The organism is Anaerococcus obesiensis (genome assembly GCF_016599815.1).
Lineage (GTDB): Bacteria > Bacillota > Clostridia > Tissierellales > Peptoniphilaceae > Anaerococcus > Anaerococcus vaginalis.
The window spans coordinates 1451960-1470618 of sequence record NZ_CP067016.1; the positions used below are offsets into that span (position 1 = coordinate 1451960).

General features: G+C 30.7%; 20 protein-coding genes. All 20 read left to right on the forward strand.

Annotation, left to right across the window (positions count from 1 at the left end):
• Positions 1–6: 6 nt before the first annotated feature.
• The 20 genes from I6H46_RS07300 to I6H46_RS07395 all read left to right on the forward strand — a co-directional run bounded on the left by I6H46_RS07300 (position 7) and on the right by I6H46_RS07395 (position 17942).
• Entirely contained in the window at positions 7–939 is a 933-nt protein-coding gene (locus I6H46_RS07300) for an ABC transporter permease (RefSeq protein ID WP_019117949.1), read from the forward strand.
• Positions 939–1715, forward strand: a complete 777-nt coding sequence (locus tag I6H46_RS07305; protein WP_004816322.1) for an ABC transporter permease — start codon at positions 939–941, stop codon at positions 1713–1715. Before I6H46_RS07300 ends, I6H46_RS07305 begins: the two co-directional genes overlap by 1 nt.
• Positions 1716–1719: 4 nt before the next feature.
• Positions 1720–2502, forward strand: coding sequence for an ATP-binding cassette domain-containing protein (locus I6H46_RS07310; protein WP_019117948.1), 783 nt, complete (start codon positions 1720–1722; stop codon positions 2500–2502).
• A complete protein-coding gene (locus tag I6H46_RS07315; RefSeq protein WP_019117947.1) occupies positions 2484–3194 on the forward strand; it encodes an ATP-binding cassette domain-containing protein in 711 nt (236 codons plus the stop codon). The genes I6H46_RS07310 and I6H46_RS07315 overlap by 19 nt, the downstream gene beginning before the upstream one ends.
• Positions 3195–3196: 2 nt before the next feature.
• On the forward strand, positions 3197–4831 hold the full coding sequence (locus I6H46_RS07320) for an ABC transporter substrate-binding protein (protein WP_019117946.1): 1635 nt from the start codon (positions 3197–3199) through the stop codon (positions 4829–4831).
• Positions 4832–4931: 100 nt separating this feature from the next.
• Entirely contained in the window at positions 4932–6653 is a 1722-nt protein-coding gene (locus I6H46_RS07325) for an ABC transporter ATP-binding protein (protein WP_019117945.1), read from the forward strand.
• Positions 6646–8382, forward strand: a complete 1737-nt coding sequence (locus tag I6H46_RS07330) for an ABC transporter ATP-binding protein (protein ID WP_200226309.1) — start codon at positions 6646–6648, stop codon at positions 8380–8382. Before I6H46_RS07325 ends, I6H46_RS07330 begins: the two co-directional genes overlap by 8 nt.
• A 307-nt stretch (positions 8383–8689) precedes the next feature.
• A complete protein-coding gene (locus I6H46_RS07335) occupies positions 8690–8827 on the forward strand; it encodes a hypothetical protein (RefSeq protein WP_186821912.1) in 138 nt (45 codons plus the stop codon).
• 55 nt (positions 8828–8882) lie between these two features.
• A complete protein-coding gene (locus I6H46_RS07340) occupies positions 8883–10670 on the forward strand; it encodes a recombinase family protein (RefSeq protein ID WP_200225755.1) in 1788 nt (595 codons plus the stop codon).
• A gap of 809 nt (positions 10671–11479) precedes the next feature.
• Positions 11480–11785 (forward strand): DEAD/DEAH box helicase family protein, encoded by a 306-nt coding sequence (locus I6H46_RS07345; RefSeq protein WP_200225757.1) that lies wholly within the window; start codon positions 11480–11482, stop codon positions 11783–11785.
• Positions 11786–11831: 46 nt separating this feature from the next.
• Entirely contained in the window at positions 11832–12068 is a 237-nt protein-coding gene (locus I6H46_RS07350) for a hypothetical protein (protein WP_004838644.1), read from the forward strand.
• A gap of 179 nt (positions 12069–12247) precedes the next feature.
• Positions 12248–12388 carry a hypothetical protein gene (locus tag I6H46_RS07355; protein WP_154645831.1) on the forward strand — a complete coding sequence of 47 codons (141 nt, stop codon included), beginning with the start codon at positions 12248–12250 and terminating at the stop codon, positions 12386–12388.
• A 47-nt stretch (positions 12389–12435) separates the two neighbouring features.
• On the forward strand, positions 12436–12621 hold the full coding sequence (locus I6H46_RS07360) for a hypothetical protein (protein WP_019117807.1): 186 nt from the start codon (positions 12436–12438) through the stop codon (positions 12619–12621).
• A gap of 316 nt (positions 12622–12937) precedes the next feature.
• Positions 12938–14332 carry a PTS transporter subunit EIIC gene (locus I6H46_RS07365; protein ID WP_019117806.1) on the forward strand — a complete coding sequence of 465 codons (1395 nt, stop codon included), beginning with the start codon at positions 12938–12940 and terminating at the stop codon, positions 14330–14332.
• Positions 14325–15344: an ADP-ribosylglycohydrolase family protein gene (locus I6H46_RS07370; RefSeq protein ID WP_019117805.1), complete on the forward strand. Its 1020-nt coding sequence runs from the start codon at positions 14325–14327 to the stop codon at positions 15342–15344. Before I6H46_RS07365 ends, I6H46_RS07370 begins: the two co-directional genes overlap by 8 nt.
• Positions 15345–15357: 13 nt before the next feature.
• Positions 15358–16062, forward strand: a complete 705-nt coding sequence (locus I6H46_RS07375; RefSeq protein WP_019117804.1) for a GntR family transcriptional regulator — start codon at positions 15358–15360, stop codon at positions 16060–16062.
• Positions 16063–16328: 266 nt separating this feature from the next.
• Complete coding sequence (locus I6H46_RS10120; RefSeq protein ID WP_234287340.1) at positions 16329–16580, forward strand: HNH endonuclease signature motif containing protein; 252 nt, start codon at positions 16329–16331, stop codon at positions 16578–16580.
• Between the two features lie 166 nt (positions 16581–16746).
• Positions 16747–17064: a DUF6442 family protein gene (locus I6H46_RS07385; protein ID WP_019117802.1), complete on the forward strand. Its 318-nt coding sequence runs from the start codon at positions 16747–16749 to the stop codon at positions 17062–17064.
• A gap of 9 nt (positions 17065–17073) precedes the next feature.
• Positions 17074–17280: a helix-turn-helix transcriptional regulator gene (locus I6H46_RS07390; protein WP_004816384.1), complete on the forward strand. Its 207-nt coding sequence runs from the start codon at positions 17074–17076 to the stop codon at positions 17278–17280.
• Positions 17281–17474: 194 nt separating this feature from the next.
• A complete protein-coding gene (locus I6H46_RS07395; RefSeq protein ID WP_431604211.1) occupies positions 17475–17942 on the forward strand; it encodes a P27 family phage terminase small subunit in 468 nt (155 codons plus the stop codon).
• The last annotated feature ends 717 nt before the right edge of the window (positions 17943–18659 follow it).

Below are 18659 nucleotides of genomic sequence, written 5' to 3' on the forward strand. Positions count from 1 at the left end.
ATAAAAATGAATACAAAAAAGACATTTTTAAAAAAATTTTATGAGCTAATAATGACATTATTAATTGTTAGTGTTTTATCATTTGTTTTAATGAAATTATCTCCCGTCGATCCAGCCACTGCATATGCTAAAAGACATATCGGAAGTCCATCACCTGAGCAAATTGAAGACGTAAGAATAAGATTTGGTTTTGACAAACCTGTATATAAGCAATATTTTAACTGGATTAAAAATCTTTTTTCTCTAGACTTAGGACAGTCTTTAAGCAATGGTAAACCAGTCTGGGATAATATAATGTTGGCTTTGCCAAAAACTTTATCTGTTGTTTTCTTTTCCGCAATATTGCAGGTAATTTTAGTATTATCTTTGGGATGTATTACTTTCTTATGGAAGAGCAAGATAATCAATAAGCTTATAAATCTTTTATGCCTTATTGGTGTTTCAATTCCTAGCTTTTATATTGCTATTATCTTACTTGATATATTTGCAGTAAAGTGGGATTTGCTATCAGTAGCAGGTAATATTGGCATTACAAACTATCTACTTCCTGCAATAACTTTAGGGATATTTGGGGCTTCTTTTTATTATCCACTATTTAAAGATGCTTTAGACAAAGAGAATGGTGAATATTATATTATGTTTTTTAGAGCAAATGGTCTAAAGGAATTTACTTTGTTCGTGAAACATATATTGCCAAACTCGATAGTAAAGTTAATTCCAAATTTCTTTCAGAGTATTGGACTTATGATTGCAAATGTGGCAATAGTTGAGGGAGTTTTTTCTATTCCAGGATTTGGATATTTGATTGTAAATTCTGTAATAAATCGTGATGCAACGATGATTCATGGGTTGGTTTTCTTTTTAGCATTATTTATTGCACTTGCTAATATAATATCAGATTTGATAAACGATCTTTTGATAAAGGAAAGGGGAGATTAATGAAAATAAACAAAAGGACATTATTTCCTTTCCTAGTGATTTTATTTATATTTTTTGGAAGTTTTTTTGCCCCTAATGATCCCTTAGAAGTTAATCTTCCCCTTAGATTTGCAAATCCAAGTTCTAAGTATCTTTTGGGAAATGATAGTATGGGCAGGTGCGTTTTATCGAGAATACTGTACGGGGGGAAAACTACATTATTTATGGTTATGACGGCATCAATTATTGTTTTTACTTTAGGTTTGCTTTTAGGTACACTAACGTCAAAAGTTACCATGAAAAAGAATGTAATAGTAGATTCGATTATTAATGCTGTAACGGCTATACCACCAATTGCTTATTTAATCATATTTATAGCATCTTGGGGAAATGGAATAAAAACTACATTAATCGCTCTGGTTGTTTCATATATATTGAGATTTTTAAGACTTGTTAGAACTCAAATAAATATTGAATATGATAAAGCTTATTGCACTTGTATGATTTCACTTGGTGCTTCAAAGACTAGGTTGGTTCTAGTTCATATACTACCAAATATATTATTAGATTTAGTTCATTATATTTGTCTGTCCTGTGCGGATATGATTTTAGCAATTACTGGTTTTTCATTTATAGGAATTGGACTTGGAGAAAATGTTGTGGAGTGGGGTTCTATGATTTTAGAAGCGAGAGATTCAATATTTATTAAGCCAGAACTCATAATTTACCCTATTTTTGCAGTTTTTATTACTACAATGTCTTTTAATATTATTGCAAAAGAAGCGAATAGAAGGTGAAGATATGATTTTGGTTAATCAATTACAAGTTAAAGATAAAAAAGGAAACAATCTTTTAAATAATATTTCTCTTAGAATTCCTATGGGAAAAATTATTGGTCTCACTGGACCCAGTGGTGCTGGAAAGACTACATTAGTAAACACAATACTTGGGATTTTATCAGAGGATTTAAAAGTAAGTTCTGGAACTATTACTATAGATGATTTCGATATATTGGAAAAAGATAATATCAATAGCAACAATAGAAACATCGCTTTTATTCCTCAACTTCCCATGATTTCTTTTGACAAAAGAAAAAAGATAAAAAGTCAAATGGTTGAAATATATATTGCTAATCTTAATATAAATAAATCAGAAGCATTAAGTATAGCAAAAGATAAGCTCAAAAGCGTCAATCTTGAATATGAAAGAGTTTTAGATTCATATCCAACTGAACTCTCTGGAGGCATGATTCAGCGTGTGATTTTAGCGATATCTATGGGACTAAATACTGATTATATAATTGCTGATGAACCAACATCAGCCTTAGACAATTATAACTCATCATTATTTTTTGAATTGATTAAAGCAAATTTCAAAGGGAAAGGAATTTTATTAATAACACACGATGCCGAAATTCTTAAAAAATATAGCGACTGCATCTATGTGATAGAAAATGGGTGTGTTATAGAAAAGGGTAGTAGTAAAGATATATTTGAAAGTCCTAAAGAGGAATGGACAAGAAAATTTGTTGAATGTAGTAAGAAGATATTAGATTCTGGAGGTGAATGGGAGTGGACGAAATAGCTATGAGTAATGTTAGTCTTTCTTTTGAAACAGTAAAGGGGACATTTAAAGCTCTAGATCAAATTTCCTTTTCACTTAAAAGGGGAGATAACTTAAGTTTAATTGGTGAAAGCGGATCTGGTAAAAGCACCATTGCAAAAGCATTAATAGGATTAGAAAGAATAGATGAAGGATCTATACTCTATGATTCTGTAGATATCTCAAAATTAAAATTAAAAAAAATAAGAAAATATAGAAAAAATATCCAGTCTGTTTTCCAGGATACATCTGGTACTTTAAATCCTGGTATAAGCACTTTTAAAAATTTGGAAGAAGGGCTTATTAATTTAACAAACTTGTCGAAAAAGGAAAGAAAGGAAAAGGTGTTATTATTTTGCGAGGATTTACATTTAAAAAAGGAAATATTAGATGTGCCCGTTCACCAACTATCTGGAGGCGAGCAAAGAAGATTGTCGCTCATAAGAGCCCTTATGGTTAATCCTGATTTTTTAATACTAGATGAGGTCACGGCTGGGCTTGACTTATTGACGATTGAAAAAGTACTAAACTTACTTTTTTATTATCAATCTAAGCATAGTATTTCTTATATTTTTATCACTCATGATATAAATCAAGCAAAACAGATTTCAGATTATATCATAGAGATAAAGAAAGGAAAAATATTGAGAGAAGGAAAATTGCAAAGGAGATAGAAATGATCAAACTTAGAAAAAATATGATGGTTTTATTGGCACTTGTATTTAGTTTTTCAATTTTACTAGGAGGTTGCCAAAAGAATCAAGAAAAAGCACAAGAAAATTCAAATGTAGCAAGTGAAAACACAAAAGATGAAAGCAAGAAGGTTTTAACCTTATGTACTGCTAAAGAACTGACAAACCTTACGACTTTAACAATGAATAAGGAAAATAATATGGCGTGTGGTTTAATTTACGAAACCCTAGTAGCTTATGAAAACGGTGAAATTGTACCAAAACTTGCTGAAAGCTTTGAATATAAAGATGATGGCAAAACTTTAATCTTTAAATTAAAGGACGGGGTAAAGTTTTCAGATGGTGAAGATTTTAATGCTGATGCAGTGAAAAAAATATTAGACTTTGATAAGTCTAATCCTAACTTTGCAGGCATTAGGGCTGTTGCAGAGATAAAATCAACAGAAGTTATTGATGATAATACGATTGCTGTTCATTATGAAAATCCGTCTAAATTTTATATAAATGGCTTTTGTTTCCAAAATGTATTGGGGATGCCATCTCCAAAGTCATTTACTGAGGGAAACTTTGAGACATTTACCGAAAATATAGGAACAGGTCCTTATGTATATGAAGAATTTAAATCTGGAGAATATACAAAATTTGTTAGAAATGAAAATTATCATGGGGAAAAACCTTACTATGATGAAGTTATTGTCAAATATATTCCCGATGCTTCCTCAAGACTTCAAGCCTTAAATAAAGGGGAAATAGATTTAATTTATGGAGCAGATTTAATAAATTATGATGACTTCAAAAAAGGTTCTGAAATTAAGGATGTTACTGGAAAAGTCAATAAAAATAGGACTTTGACTAAGAATCTAATTTTAAATCCAAGTAAAAAAGAATTAGAAGATTTAAAAGTTCGCCAAGCAATTAATTATGCAATTAACAAAAAAGACATTGTCGACAGTTTAACATACTCATATGAAGATGTAGCTGAAACTTTATTCCCTAAAAATGTGACTTATTGTGATGCAAATTATCCAACTAATTATAGTTATGCTCCTGAAAAGGCAAATAGCTTGCTAGATGAAGCGGGTTGGAAACTTAATAAAGATACAGGAATAAGAGAAAAGGACGGAAGTCCATTAAAGCTTCAATATGTTTACTGGTCAGATTTAGTACTTGCTAAGGAAACTGCACTTGCAATAAAGACGCAATTAAAAGAAGTAGGTATAGATGTTGACATAGTTGAAAAAGATCAAATGTCATGGTGGACAGATGGTATAAAGGGAGAATTCCATTTGACAACATGGAATACAGAGGGTTCTTATACTGAACCTCACAAGTTCTTACAAGAATCAGTAACTGAAATGGATCCACATTTAATGCCATTAAAAGCACTTTCAGATTCCAATATATATATTGACGCAATAAAGAAGGCTTCCACTTCTACAGATGAAGGGGAGATTAAAGATAATATACAAAAAGCTATAGTATATTCAAACGAAAACGCTATGGATTTGCCTCTTTCTTATTCAAAAGAAATGATTTTATATAGAAATGACAAAATTGATGGATATGACTTTACAAGTACACCACAATTTTTCAATATTTATAGTGTAAAAGCTAAATGAGAATAGGTTAATAAATTGAATTTAAGGCAGGTCTATCTATAAAGTAGTGAATGGATAGACCTATCTTATTATTACGAGGATTTATTAAGGAGGGGATTTGATGGATCTAATAAAACAATATGTAAAAAAGAGAAAAGGCTCATATTTTATGTCAATCTTACTGGCAATAATTGGAGTAGTGGCTGGTCTTTTTTCTTATATATACATGGCGAAAATTATTGTGAATTTGATTAATGGCATAAGGGATATGAGCTTATACACTCCACTATGCATAAATATTTTAATAACATTTGTTATTAAAGAAGTGGCAGCAGGAATATCAACAAGTATTTCCCATACCGCAACTTTTAACTCATTAGGAGAAATTAGAAATGATATTTCTAAGAAACTTTTCAAGATGCCATTGGGAGATGTATTATCAAGATCTTCAGGGGAATTTAAAAATATAATTGTTGAGCAAGTTGATTCTATGGAAACATCCCTTGCCCACTTAGTGCCAGAATTTACTGCAAATTTAGTAGGACCTATTCTATTGTTTATTTACATGTTTACCTTAGATTGGCGATTGACCTTGCTATCACTAATTCCTTTTGTGGTGGGAATGGCTACCATGATGTCTGTTATGAATGCTCATTATAAGGAAATGTTTGGAAAGTCAGTTGCTATTGGTCAACACATGAATAATTCTATTGTTGAGTATATAAATGGGATAGAAGTAATAAAGACATTTAATCAAAGCGAATCATCTTATAAAAAATACGCTGATGCAGTTTATGATAATGCAAGCTTTTATTATAACTGGATGGGTGAATCTATGAATAGGGTTGCCATAGGTAGATTACTTTCTCCTATGGGAATTATTACAATCATACCCTTTGGGATTTTATTTTATATAAATGGAAGTATTGATTTAGGAAATTTAATTACCTTAATCGTCTTATCCTTTGCTACAGTTTCTAGCATTTTAAAAATAATGAACTATATGGATGATATGTCAAGAATATCAACTATAACTTCTGAAATAGGAAAGATTTTAGATTCAAGAGAGTTAGAAAATATTGACAAGGGAGAAAAAATAGAATCCTATAATATAGAACTTCAAGACGTAGACTTTTCCTACGATGGAAAAAATAAGGTTATAGATAATCTTTCTATGGAAATAAAAGAATCTTCTGTTTCAGCACTTGTTGGTCCTTCTGGGTCAGGCAAGTCCACAATAGCAAAACTCATTGCTGGATTTTGGAATGTAGATAAGGGATCTATTAAAATTGGCGGAGTAGAAACAAAAGATGTGTCGCTCGAAAACTTGTCTTCACTTATTTCTTTTGTATCCCAAGACAATTTCCTCTTTGATATGACTATAAAGGAAAATATTAGGCTTGGAAATAAGAATGCCTCTGACGAAGAAATTATAGATGTATGTAAAAAATCTGCCTGCCATGATTTTATTATGAATCTATCTAATGGTTATGATACAAGAGTTGGTGAAGGTGGAGGTCATCTGTCTGGAGGAGAAAGACAAAGAATATCTATTGCCCGTGCCATGCTAAAGAATGCACCAATCGTAATTTTAGATGAAGCAACTTCTTATATAGATCCTGAAAATGAAGCTCTCATACAAAACGCCTTGGCAAATCTAGTTAAGGGTAAAACTTTAATCATAATCGCTCATAGGCTAAAGACAATTGTTGATGCAGATAGGATATTTGTTATTAAAGATGGCAAATTAAATTCTTATGGTACTCATGAAGAACTATTAAAGTCATCAGAACTTTATAAGGAAATGTATGCTGCAAATTTAAGGGGTGATGAAAATGCTTAATGTGTTTAAAAAGATATGGAATTTTTCAAAAGAAGAACAGGTATATATTAAGAAATCTATTCTCGCTGGATTTTTGCACGCAGTATTTAATGCCCTTGAGTTTGGTGCAATTTACTATATGCTAGTAAATATTTTTTCTAAAACTTTAGACTATAAGGCTATCTTTGTTTGTCTTGGAATATTAGTTATATCCCTTGTTGGAAAGATAATGACACAAAAATCATCACAAATGGCACAAACACACGCTGGATATTTTATGGCAGCTCATAAGAGGATAGAAATAGGAGAAAAAATAAAAAGAGTTCCTATGGGTTTCTTTTCAAGCTTTTCACTAGGAAGATTAACTACTATTGCTACATCTTCACTTTCCCAAGCAGAAATGTGGGTGCCTATGCTTTTGGTTCTTGTACTTGGTGGAGTTTTAAATACTTTAGTCTTTGTCCTTGGAACTTTAATTTTTAATGTAAAGGTAGGACTGGTTGCTGTAGCAGGTGTGGTAGTATTTTTCATCGTTACATCAATGATGGAGAAAAAATCATCAGCTAATGCAGACAAAATGACAGAAACACAAACAAGACTTACAAAAGAAGTATTAGCAACTTTACAAGGAATGCAGGTTATAAAATCCTATAATCTTGGTGGAGAAAATAACAGGGCTTTGAGAAAGTCTATAAAAGATACATCAAATATACTTTTAGATTTAGAAATATCTGTAGCACCTTACACAGTTATCCAAAGAATTGTAATGGGAATAACAACAGTAGCTATGGTCTATGTATCATTAAAATTAAATTTATCTGGTGAACTTCCACTTGCTGAAACAATTCTTATGATTATGGCATCCTTTATTATCTTTGAAGGCTTAATCGGGGCAGGATCAAACATGGCAATCCTAAGAGCTTGCGAAAATGCTATAGATTCTGTAGGTTTTATCGACTCTATGCCTGATATGAGAGAAGGAAGTATTACAGAGTCTATAAAAAATCATGATATAGTCTTTAAAAATGTCAGCTTTTCTTATGATGATAGACCAATTTTAAAAAATGTATCAGCAGAGATAAAAGAAAATACTATGACTGCCATTGTTGGCCCATCTGGATCTGGTAAGACAACATTTTGTAATCTCATAGCGAGATTTTGGGATGTAAATTCTGGCGAAATTTTAATAGGTGGAAAAAATATAAAAGACTATAAGATAGAAAACTTAATGAATTCTATTTCCATGGTATTTCAAGATGTATATCTATTTGAAGATACAATTGAAAACAATATAAAATTTGGAAAACAAAATGCAAGCCATGAAGAAGTTGTAGAAGCTGCAAAAAAAGCAAGATGTCATGAATTTATAGAAGCTTTACCAGAAGGATATGACACTATTATTGGGGAAGGTGGAGCAAGTCTATCAGGTGGAGAAAAACAAAGAATCTCCATAGCCAGAGCCATGCTAAAAGATGCAGACATAATTATCTTTGATGAAGCAACAGCAAATATAGATCCAGAAAATGAAGATAAACTTAAAGAAGCAATAGAATCATTAACAAAAAACAAAACAGTAATTATGATTGCCCACAGATTAAAAACCATAAGAAATGCAGATCAAATCTTAGTCTTAAAAGATGGAGAAATAGTAGAACGTGGAAATCATGAAGAACTGATTAAAAATAATGGACTTTATTCTGACCTTATAAATGCAAAAGCTAAGGCGGAATCATGGAAATTAAATAATTGATAGGAAGAAAGATTTAAAGTCTTTGAATAGAAAAATTTAGATTAGAGGATTTATGCCTATGTGCATAAGTCCTCATTTTTTATGTTCAATTTAACATTAAAACTCAAAAATACTATAGAAAAATAAAAATTCTGGTTACCAAAGAGGGCAAATTTCACTTTATAAAGTGAGGGGTATTTTGTCATCTTTCTATAAAAATCAAAATACTTTGAAGTGTGAATATTCTTGAAATTGATTATGTGAGATTAGCATATTTCAAATTTAATCCACTTATCAAGGTAAAAAAATAACTTACATAGGAGGTAAAATGCAAGCAATAAAGATTTATAGTATGAGAGTTGCTATGTTATGTAGACTTTATGATCTTAAATTAATTAATGATAAGGAATATACAAAAATAAAAAATAGAATAGAAAATGATTATAAGAAGATGGATAGAAAGTAATTAATCTTGTGATATACTAACACTGTAGAAAGACACAAAATGGGAAGGAGGTAAAATGAATACTAAAGTAAAATTAATAAAAGCTTCAAATACAGGAGCAAGAAATAGAAAGGTACTACATTTAGAATTAAAACGAGTTGCAGCATATTGTCGAGTAAGTACAGATAGTAAAGACCAACTTGAATCATATAAATCGCAAGTTGATTATTACACAAATCTAATAAAAAATAATAAGAACTGGACTTTGGCTGGTATATATGCAGATGAAGCAACTACAGGAACAACCGCAACAAAAAGAGCAGATTTTATGAGACTAATAAGTGATTGCCAAAATGGAGATATAGATATGATAATAACAAAATCTATATCAAGATTTGCAAGAAACACATTAGATACTTTGAAATATGTAAGACTGCTAAAGGAAAATAACGTTGGTGTAGTATTTGAAGAAGAAAATATAGATACTTTGACAATGGATGGAGAGCTATTATTAACAATATTAAGTTCAGTAGCTCAACAAGAAGTAGAAAATACCTCAGCCCATGTAGAAAAAGGACTGAAAATGAAAATGGAAAAGGGGGAGCTTATTGGTTTTCAAGGTTGTCTTGGATACGATTATGACCCTATAACAAAAAGTATCTCTATAAATGAAGAAGAAGCCAAAATTGTCAGATACATCTTTAAAAGATATTTAGAGGGCAATGGTGGCTCAGTCATTGGCAGGGAACTAGAAGAGCAAGGATATCTCACCCCTAGAGGTAAAACAAAATGGTCTGATACTACAGTGTTAGGAATAATTAAAAATGAAAAGTATATTGGAGATATACTAATGGGAAAGACCTTCACAGTTGATCCCATAACAAAAAGAAGACTAGCAAATTTTGGTGAATCTGATAAATATCACATTGAAAATCATCACGAGCCAATTATATCAAGAGAAGATTTTGAAAAGGCACAAGAGATTAGACTCAGGAGAGCACAAAACAGAAACACCATTGCTAATAAGGATAGAAAAAGAGAGAAACTATCAAGACAATACGCTTTTTCAAGTATGCTGGAATGTGGATTTTGTGGAGAAATACTTTCAAGAAGAACCTGGCACACAAGTTCAATTTACAAAAAAATTAACTGGCAATGTGTAAGGTCAACAAAAAAAGGTAAAAAATATTGCCCTCATTCAAAAGGAATACAAGAAGCGGCAATAGAAAAAGCTTTTGTTGAAAGCTATAGGCAATTATGCCATGCAGATTCAACAGTAATAGATGACTTTTTAAAAATTGTAGAAGAAGAAATAAATGATAATACTTTAGTCAAAGATTTGAAAAAGTTAGAAAACCAATTAAACAGAATCATTAGTCAAGAAAGAAAGTTAGTTGATCTTCATTTAGAAGATAGTATAGACGAAGAAGTTTATGCTAAAAAGTATAAAAAACTGACAAAACAAAAAGAAGAATTACTTGATGAAAAGAAAACACTGGAACTAACAATAAAAGATGAAAATTCTATTAAAGAAAGACTAAAGCAATTTAAAAAGGTGTTAGAGAATAGAGAAATTATAGAAGAATTTAACAGAACAGTATTTGAAAGCATAGTTGATAAAGTCGTGGTTGGCAGAATCGACAAAGACGGAATCGTTCATCCTTATGACTTAACATTCTATTTCAAAACAGGAGTTAAATATAGTCAAGATTCAAATAATTTTAAAGATAAAAGAAAAAATGCCAAAGACAATGATATTAATAAATTGTGCTCCTACAAGAATGACGAGGATAATAAATTATGTTCCCAAGCAAAAGACAACACATGTGGAGACTGTAGTATTGATGTCAAGAAAATAAGATGACAGGCTATAAAAGTGTTGAAATAAATGGCTTTTAGGATTTTAAAAGAAATCCTAAAAGCAATTTTTCTTTTTGGAAAATACCTTGTGGGAACATATCAATATCAAGAATTATAGAGGCATGTAGACAGTATAGATGTTTTTAGGAAGAGTGGACAGAATAGACAAGTTATTGTAACTTTCCCAGGATATTTTATTTTTAATATCACCAAAACTAAATTTAAGATAATGCTAAATCAATCTTACCAAGATATATCTTGCTATGCAAACTTTGATATAATAGCAAGAATGATGACTATATAAGAAGGTGTACATATATAAAATTATTAGAATTATACATATCTGCAATTATTTTCTAGTAGATTACTAAAAATAATTTTTATATTGGAAAATATATGAGATAATTTTATATACTTATTCTCATAGATTCATAATGACAAAGATATAGAGTGATGAATGAAAATTCTAATAACTTGTTAATAAGGGATGACTTGTCTAAATAATATCCAAGAAAATCTTTAAACTATAAATATATCTATATGTTTTAAGGAATTAGTGGTCTATGCCAAGCTTAATTTGACAAATAAAAAGATCTATTGCAGCAATAAGAAATAATGTAAGTGGGAAAAAAGGAGAAGTTTGAGAAGTACATTCCTGAAGTCAATGTTATTACTGACTCATTAAAAGATAAGAAGGTGGATTAGGTTGATTTAACACTTGAATAAACCTAGCTTATCAAGTAGCTGGATGGTCTTGTTTTCAAGCCACTATCATCTTTTAAGTCTAATAGGTCAAAGAGGTTTAAAGCCTTGATGAAAGTAAGACCAAAGGTAAAAAGAATAGTTGGTCTTACTGGAACTCCATCATCTAATGGTCTAATGGACTTATGGGCTGAGTTTAGACTGCTTGATATGGGAGAGAGACTTGGAAGATTTATTGGTCAGTACAGGGAAATCTACTTCAAACCAGATAAGAGAAATGGACCAATCATTTATTCTTACAAACCACTGCCTTTTGCTGAAGATGCAATCTATGAAAAGATATCAGATATAACAGTTTCTATGAAAGCTGAAGATTATCTAAAAATGCCAAAGAAGATAAACAATGAAGTCTTGTAAATCTATCAGATAAAGAAAGAGATATCTTAGAGACCTTAAAAAAGACTTGGTTGTTAGTATTAAGGAAAAAGATATAGATGCAGTTAATTCTGCAGCCCTTTCTAATAAGTTACTGCAAATGGCATCAGGCTCAGTTTATGATGAAGATAAAAATATGATCCGTATTCATGATAGAAAAATTGATGCTTTAGAAAATTTAATAGAGGGTGCAAATGGAAAACCTGTTCCGATAGCCTATTGGTATAAGTCAGACTTGAAAAGAATAAAGATAGGTTTGATGTAAGGGATCTTAAAACAAGTAAGGACTTTAAAGAATGGAATCAGTATATAGTCCCATTATCTATTATTAATCCAGCATCAGTAGGTCATAGACTTAACCTTCAAGTAGGTGTATAAATATTAATTTGGTTTTCTTTTATTTTGTCCTTAGAATTATATGAGCAAACCAATGTTAGACATTATATGCAGGGGCAGAAAGAAACAGTTGTAATTCATCACATCTTAGAAAAGGATACAATTGATGAAAACGTGAAGAAAGCATTAGAAAGAAAAAATAAAACTCAAGCTACATTAATCGATGCAGTAAAAGAAAATCTAAAATGAGTAGAAGTTATATGGATAACTTACCTCAAAACTTATGGAGGTAAGAAATGAATATAAAAGAATATTTAAAGCAAGCTTTTTATTTAGACAAGATGATAAATTCAATGTTGGAACTTGCAGAAACCTTAGATAAACTATTGACAAAAGCAACGGTGATATTTTCATATATACCAAGTAATACTAGTATAATATTTAAACATGAAGAATTGATATGTAAAATATTACATTTATAAAAAGATATTAATAATGATATCAATAAACTTATGGAGTTAAAATCTAATATTTACAGTTTAATAAATGATATTAATGATGAAGAGTTAAAATTGCTACTTGAGAAAAGATATCTAAACTATAATACATAAGAAAAATTGCACAGAATATGAATTATAATGTTAGACATATATATAGGCTATACAAAATCGCTTTAGACAAATTAGAAAAGATATATAATTAAATATTCTTTTTGAAAACGTTGACATTAGTGATTGAATATGTTACATTTAAATAAAGATTATAACGTTATAACATTATTATATTTAGGAGGTATCTATGAATTCTCTAGGTAAAAAAATACTTGATTTAATGGGCGGAGAAAATAACATAATCAAATTGACATACTGCGCAACAAGGCTTAGGCCTACTTTTAAATCATATGATTTGGTTAAAGTTGATGAAATAAAGAAATTAGATGGTGTAGTTGGAGTCGTTGATGATAAGAATAGATTTCAAATAATAATTGGAACAAATGTAGAAAGTATATATAATCAAATTATAGACAACTCAAATATTAATTCAGAGAAGAAAGTTGATATATTGATAGAGGATGATTTGAAATTAGAGGAATCAAAACAAGGTATATTAGATAGATTCATATCGTTTGTTGTGAGTGTTTTTCGTCCTTTATTACCATTATTTGCTGGTTCTGGTTTGATAAGAGGTTTTACTATTTTAGCTATTGAATTAGGAATATTAGAAAGAGGAAGTACTACTGATATTATTTTGACATCAGCAGCAACATCAGTTTTTAGTATTTTATCAATTTTAGTAGCTATGTCAACTGCTAAACAACTTAAATGTAGTATGCCAATTGCAGCAGCAATTATGGCTGCAGTATCAATGCCAGGATTTCTGAATTTAATGAATGGCAATCCAGGTACAGTTGTTTCACTATTTGGTTTACCGGTGCCAGTATTTGAATATTCTGGTCAAGTGATCCCACCAATACTATTAGTATTTGTTCAGAGTAAAATTGAGAATAAGTTGAAAAAGGTTTTACCAAGTAGTTTACATCTTGTAGCAATCCCAACTATATTAATAATCACAATGATTCCTTTATTAACAGTAGTTATAGGACCTGTTGGAAATTATATAAGTATTGGAATTGCAAAATTTGTAGAAGTAATTACATCTTGGAATAACATAATTACAGGCGCAATTGTTGGTGGTATATGGAATATTTTAATAATGTTTGGTGTACATTGGGCACCTAATACAACAGTTATAATACCACAAATTTCAACTACTGGATCTTCTCCATTGATAGCATATGGGGCTACAGCTAATTTTGGTATGGCAGGGGCAGCTTTTGCAATCTTTCTAAAAAGTAAAGACAAAAAATTAAAGAATTTCTCAGTTTCATCAATAATGTCGGTATTCTTATCTGGAATTGTAGAGCCAGCAATCTATGGATTAGGAGTACCTTTTAAAACACCATTAATTGCTGGTTGTTTAGGAGCAGCGATGGGTGGAGCTTTTATGGGAGCATTCAATGTAGTAGGATATGCCTTTGTTTTCGGAGGTTTAACTACAATACCTGCATTTGCTGGACCAACTTTGTGGGCTTATTGTATTGGATTAGCTATAGCTTTCTTTGGTGGCATGATATTGACATTATTATTAGGTTGGAAAGAAGAAAATAAAGTTAAAGGAGAAATAGATGAGTAAAATATTAAATAGCTTAGCATATGGGGCAATAGGCGATGCGATGGGTGCTGCAACTGAAAATTTATCTTTTAATCAAATAAGAAAAAAATTTAATGGCAAAGTTCAAGAATTTTTAAAACCAGATGAAGCAAATTTTGCGTTAGGAAATGAAGCTGGACAAGTTACAGATGATTTTTCTCAAACTTATTTATTGTGCAGAAAAATCTTAGAAAATAACGGTGTTATAAATGAAAAAATTGTAAAATTAGCAATTTTGGAATGGTCAGATATGCCTCAATATTTTGATAGGTTTGCAGGCCCAACAACTAGAAGTGCAGTAAAAATGTTTAAAACAGGTGCTAAGGAATTAGAGAAAGCACCTGGAGCTGTAACTGTAGATTATTCTTCTAAAGCTACAAATGGATCAGCAATGAAAATTTCACCAGCTGGGCTTTTTAATCCGGGAAATCCAAATAAAGCTATTGAAGATGCCATAACAATAACTAGAGTTACGCATGATAATCATTTAGCGATTTCTGGAGCGTGTGCTGTAGCGTCTGCTATTAGCACTGGGCTTAAAGAAAATTCTAACATTAATGATATAATAAAGTCAGGTATAGAAGGCTCTATAATAGGAGAAGAGAAAGGAATACTAGTATCAAGAGAAGTTGGTGGTGCTAGTGTGACTGAAAGAATAAAGTTAGCATTAAAAATTGCATCACAATCTAAAGATAAAGATTCAATTATGAAGGATTTATATGATATAATAGGAAGTGGCTTGCATGTTTCAGAAGCAGTACCTATTTCCTTTGGCATATTAAAGGCTAATGAAAATAATCCTTTTGAAGCAGTTATTGATGCTGTAAATATTGGTTATGATACTGATACTGTGGCTATAATAACAGGTACTATGGCTGGTTCAATATGTTATGAAATCAATGACAAAATTGAGAATATGATTGATATTTTAGAAGAAAAAAATAAAATGGGAATTAGAGAACTAGCGAGAGAAATAGAAAAAATAAATCTATAAAAATAGGAGGATTATGTCTTTATACAATAATATTTTCAATGATCTTCGTGAAATGATACTATCTAAAAAGTTTTATGAAGGTGACGTGTTTTATTCAGAAAAAGAAATAATGGAGAATTATGGAGTTAGTAGAATAACGGCACGAAAAGCCATGGATAGACTTGAAAATGAAGGATTAATAAAAAAGTCATCGGGAAAGCCAACAATTGTGAAATCAAATAAGGAAATACTTCAGATTAAAGTTTATGGAGGATTTAGTAGGGATAATTTTTATCATAATGTAACTTCTAAGTTAATAGATTTAAGCACAATAATACCAAATGAAAAGATAAAATCAGAATTGAATTTAAATAGTGATGATAAAGTTTATAGGTTAGTTAGACAGAGATTTATAAAGGGGGAGATTTATGGGTTAAACATAGCTTATATACCTTTAAAATTTATCGGACTGAAGAAAGATGATTTTTATGATTGCTATTCATCTCTATATAAGATTTTTGAAAAAAATGGGATTATCGTAAACAATGCAAAAGAAAGTATAGAGGCAATAAAATCAGACAAAGATACAGCTCTAATATTGAGTGTTGAAGAAGATTCTCCTTTATTGTATATTGAAAGATTAACAAAGGATAGAAAAAATAATATTGTAGAATATGTTGAAATTTTCTATAAATCTGACAAATATAAATACGAAGTTAATTTAAGTGAGATTAATTAACAATCGAATAGAATATGTCATTGAAAGTCAGTATAAAAATGTAGTATGTTTATAGTAGAAAAATAATTCCAAGCCTTGGAGATTCTATCTCCAGGGCTTTTTCTATGGGGTGATATAATGCCAAGAAAACCTAAAAGACATGTTCCTATCTAGGTTATCCTGAATTATATGATATAAGATTCTGTAAAGAAAATAAGAAAGAATTTAACAGAAACTACGAACGATATAAAAGAAACATAGAAACACATAAGTGTTATGGTAAAGCATTGAGAATTATTCGTAAAAGATATATAAACAAGCATCCTATTCGTGAAAGATGTTTAAAAGAAAATATAATGAAAAAAGTTGAACACGTCCATTATATTAAACCTTTATCAGTTGGTGGAAGTCATGATAAAATTAATTTGATGAGTGTTTGTAAGTATTGTCACTCTAAAATTCATGCAGAGATAGAGACAGATTTTATAATGAAAAGTATTGAGGGGAGGTGGAGTCAACTTCTATATAGCAAAATTTAACACCCATGGTTCCGACCTCTCACTCACAAAAAAACGGGTTCAAAGGGGATATTAAAGAATATCATTAGAAAAGTAAAATATTTATTCTAATCTATTGACAATAAAACTTGGCATGATATAATATAAATACCAAGTAAACTTGTCAAAAGAATAAAGGAGAATAAATATGAAGAGAGATGAAGTTTTAGCAAGAAGTCGTGAGGAGTATAAATATCACGATGAGATGATGGTTGATATTTTTAAAAAAGCAGGTGAAGTTTCCAGTCAAATCGGATTAGCTGTTGCCGCCATCCTATTTGGAATTGAAGCTTTTTTCTTCAATTCCTTTAATTATGGAATACTAAGTATTTATTTTAGTATTGAAGCAACGAAAGAACTTGTTAAGTATACAAAATTAAAAGAAAGAAAGCAATTGTTAATGGGGATACTTATGGCGATTATAGGAATTGCCTTATTTGTAGCTAACCTTATAACATTAAAGTAGTGATGGATTATGGATGATAAACTAGTTCTCAAAAATCATTTAAAAGAAGTCAGAAAAGAAAAAGGCTATTCACAACAACAGTTAGCTGATGAGGTGGGTGTTTCAAGAAACACAATCAGCTCAATTGAAACTGGTCAATTTAACCCCACTGCTAAATTAGCATTGATACTTTGCATTGCTTTAGAAAAGAAATTTGAGGATCTTTTCTATTTTTAGACAAACATAGTTAAACTAAAATCTCCCTACAGTAAACAATATTGTTTATTGAAGGGAGATTTTATATTTAAGTATTAGGAGGTGATACTATCGCTAAAGACGGAACATACAGAGGTGGAAGAAGAGTAAAAGCAGGAGGGAAACCACAGCCTGCTGCTGAAAAAATAGAAAAAGGTAAAAAAGTAGAAATACTAATGAATGATATTCCAACATTTACTCCAGAAGAAATAGATGCAGTTGACTTACCAGATGGAGCAGTTCTTGATGGAACAGATATGCCTACACCTAGTGACTATCTATCTGCAAAGCAAAAGAATGGTATACCACTTGGTGCTGATGAAATATATAAAGAGACTTGGGGATGGTTAAAACAGAGAAACTGTGAAAACTTAGTAAATCCAAGATTATTAGAATCCTACTCCCAGGCTTTTGCAAGATACATTCAATGTGAAGAAGCAATAAGTCAATTTGGACTATTGGGAAAGCATCCTACTACTGGAGGAGTTATTGCATCACCATTTGTACAGATGTCTAGTCAGTTTCAAAAAACAGCTAATCTTCTATGGTATGAGATTTATGACATAGTCAAAGAAAACTGCACAGAAGTTTATGAAGACTATGGAGAAGATATGATGGAGAAATTACTAAGGCAAAGGAGGTAATTATATTGCACCCTTCCGATGAAACAAGACGAAATCATAGATTTCTTTGTTTCTATCGTTGGGCACGAGTGCATTTTCATTGTTTAAAGAAAGAGAGAAAGAAAATGTTTGAAAAAGTAAATCCAAATCATCCAGATAAAATAGCAGATTGCATTTCTGTGCAATTGTAGATTTAGCGTATAAAAATAAGCGGAGAATACTACAGACGCATCACTTGGAACAATATATGCAAAAAATCTAATGTATGTAGATGCTGCACCGGAGTAGATAATGGGCTTGAAGCTTGCAATGCACCTACTGTAAAGGAAACGGAACTTCAGGAGGCAAAGATTAAAGCGCTCAATCTTTTGATTAGATGCTCATTAATTAATGAGATTTTTATTGAGAACATTTCCAAAGCTCTAGCATATGACAATTCTGGAGAGTTCGAAGAAATTAATATTACACTTAAGGTAAAGCAGAAGGAACTGGTGAAACTTTTTCATGCGAAAAAAGACTATAACATCCTTGCTAACGAGATAGATGAGCTGATCGAATTTGCAATGAATCAGATATGAAACTAGCCGAATACGATGAGAAGCTAGTAAGAAAATGTGTCAAGGAAATCCTAGTATATGATGATCCAGTTTAGGTAATTTTTAAAGCAGGAATTGATATTGATATTGCAAGAGAATAAATGAAATTTGGAAGCAGGGCATAAACGCTCTACTTTTTTTC

What these genes read in the sequence shown, in the direction of transcription:
- I6H46_RS07300 (WP_019117949.1), top strand. Translation starts at nt 7, where the DNA reads ATGAATACAAAAAAGACATTTTTAAAAAAATTTTATGAGCTAATAATG.
- I6H46_RS07305 (WP_004816322.1), top strand. Translation starts at nt 939, where the DNA reads ATGAAAATAAACAAAAGGACATTATTTCCTTTCCTAGTGATTTTATTT.
- I6H46_RS07310 (WP_019117948.1), top strand. Translation starts at nt 1,720, where the DNA reads ATGATTTTGGTTAATCAATTACAAGTTAAAGATAAAAAAGGAAACAAT.
- I6H46_RS07315 (WP_019117947.1), top strand. Translation starts at nt 2,484, where the DNA reads ATGGGAGTGGACGAAATAGCTATGAGTAATGTTAGTCTTTCTTTTGAA.
- I6H46_RS07320 (WP_019117946.1), top strand. Translation starts at nt 3,197, where the DNA reads ATGATCAAACTTAGAAAAAATATGATGGTTTTATTGGCACTTGTATTT.
- I6H46_RS07325 (WP_019117945.1), top strand. Translation starts at nt 4,932, where the DNA reads ATGGATCTAATAAAACAATATGTAAAAAAGAGAAAAGGCTCATATTTT.
- I6H46_RS07330 (WP_200226309.1), top strand. Translation starts at nt 6,646, where the DNA reads ATGCTTAATGTGTTTAAAAAGATATGGAATTTTTCAAAAGAAGAACAG.
- I6H46_RS07335 (WP_186821912.1), top strand. Translation starts at nt 8,690, where the DNA reads ATGCAAGCAATAAAGATTTATAGTATGAGAGTTGCTATGTTATGTAGA.
- I6H46_RS07340 (WP_200225755.1), top strand. Translation starts at nt 8,883, where the DNA reads ATGAATACTAAAGTAAAATTAATAAAAGCTTCAAATACAGGAGCAAGA.
- I6H46_RS07345 (WP_200225757.1), top strand. Translation starts at nt 11,480, where the DNA reads ATGAAAGTAAGACCAAAGGTAAAAAGAATAGTTGGTCTTACTGGAACT.
- I6H46_RS07355 (WP_154645831.1), top strand. Translation starts at nt 12,248, where the DNA reads ATGCAGGGGCAGAAAGAAACAGTTGTAATTCATCACATCTTAGAAAAG.
- I6H46_RS07360 (WP_019117807.1), top strand. Translation starts at nt 12,436, where the DNA reads ATGAATATAAAAGAATATTTAAAGCAAGCTTTTTATTTAGACAAGATG.
- I6H46_RS07365 (WP_019117806.1), top strand. Translation starts at nt 12,938, where the DNA reads ATGAATTCTCTAGGTAAAAAAATACTTGATTTAATGGGCGGAGAAAAT.
- I6H46_RS07370 (WP_019117805.1), top strand. Translation starts at nt 14,325, where the DNA reads ATGAGTAAAATATTAAATAGCTTAGCATATGGGGCAATAGGCGATGCG.
- I6H46_RS07375 (WP_019117804.1), top strand. Translation starts at nt 15,358, where the DNA reads ATGTCTTTATACAATAATATTTTCAATGATCTTCGTGAAATGATACTA.
- I6H46_RS07385 (WP_019117802.1), top strand. Translation starts at nt 16,747, where the DNA reads ATGAAGAGAGATGAAGTTTTAGCAAGAAGTCGTGAGGAGTATAAATAT.
- I6H46_RS07390 (WP_004816384.1), top strand. Translation starts at nt 17,074, where the DNA reads ATGGATGATAAACTAGTTCTCAAAAATCATTTAAAAGAAGTCAGAAAA.
- I6H46_RS07395 (WP_431604211.1), top strand. Translation starts at nt 17,475, where the DNA reads ATGAATGATATTCCAACATTTACTCCAGAAGAAATAGATGCAGTTGAC.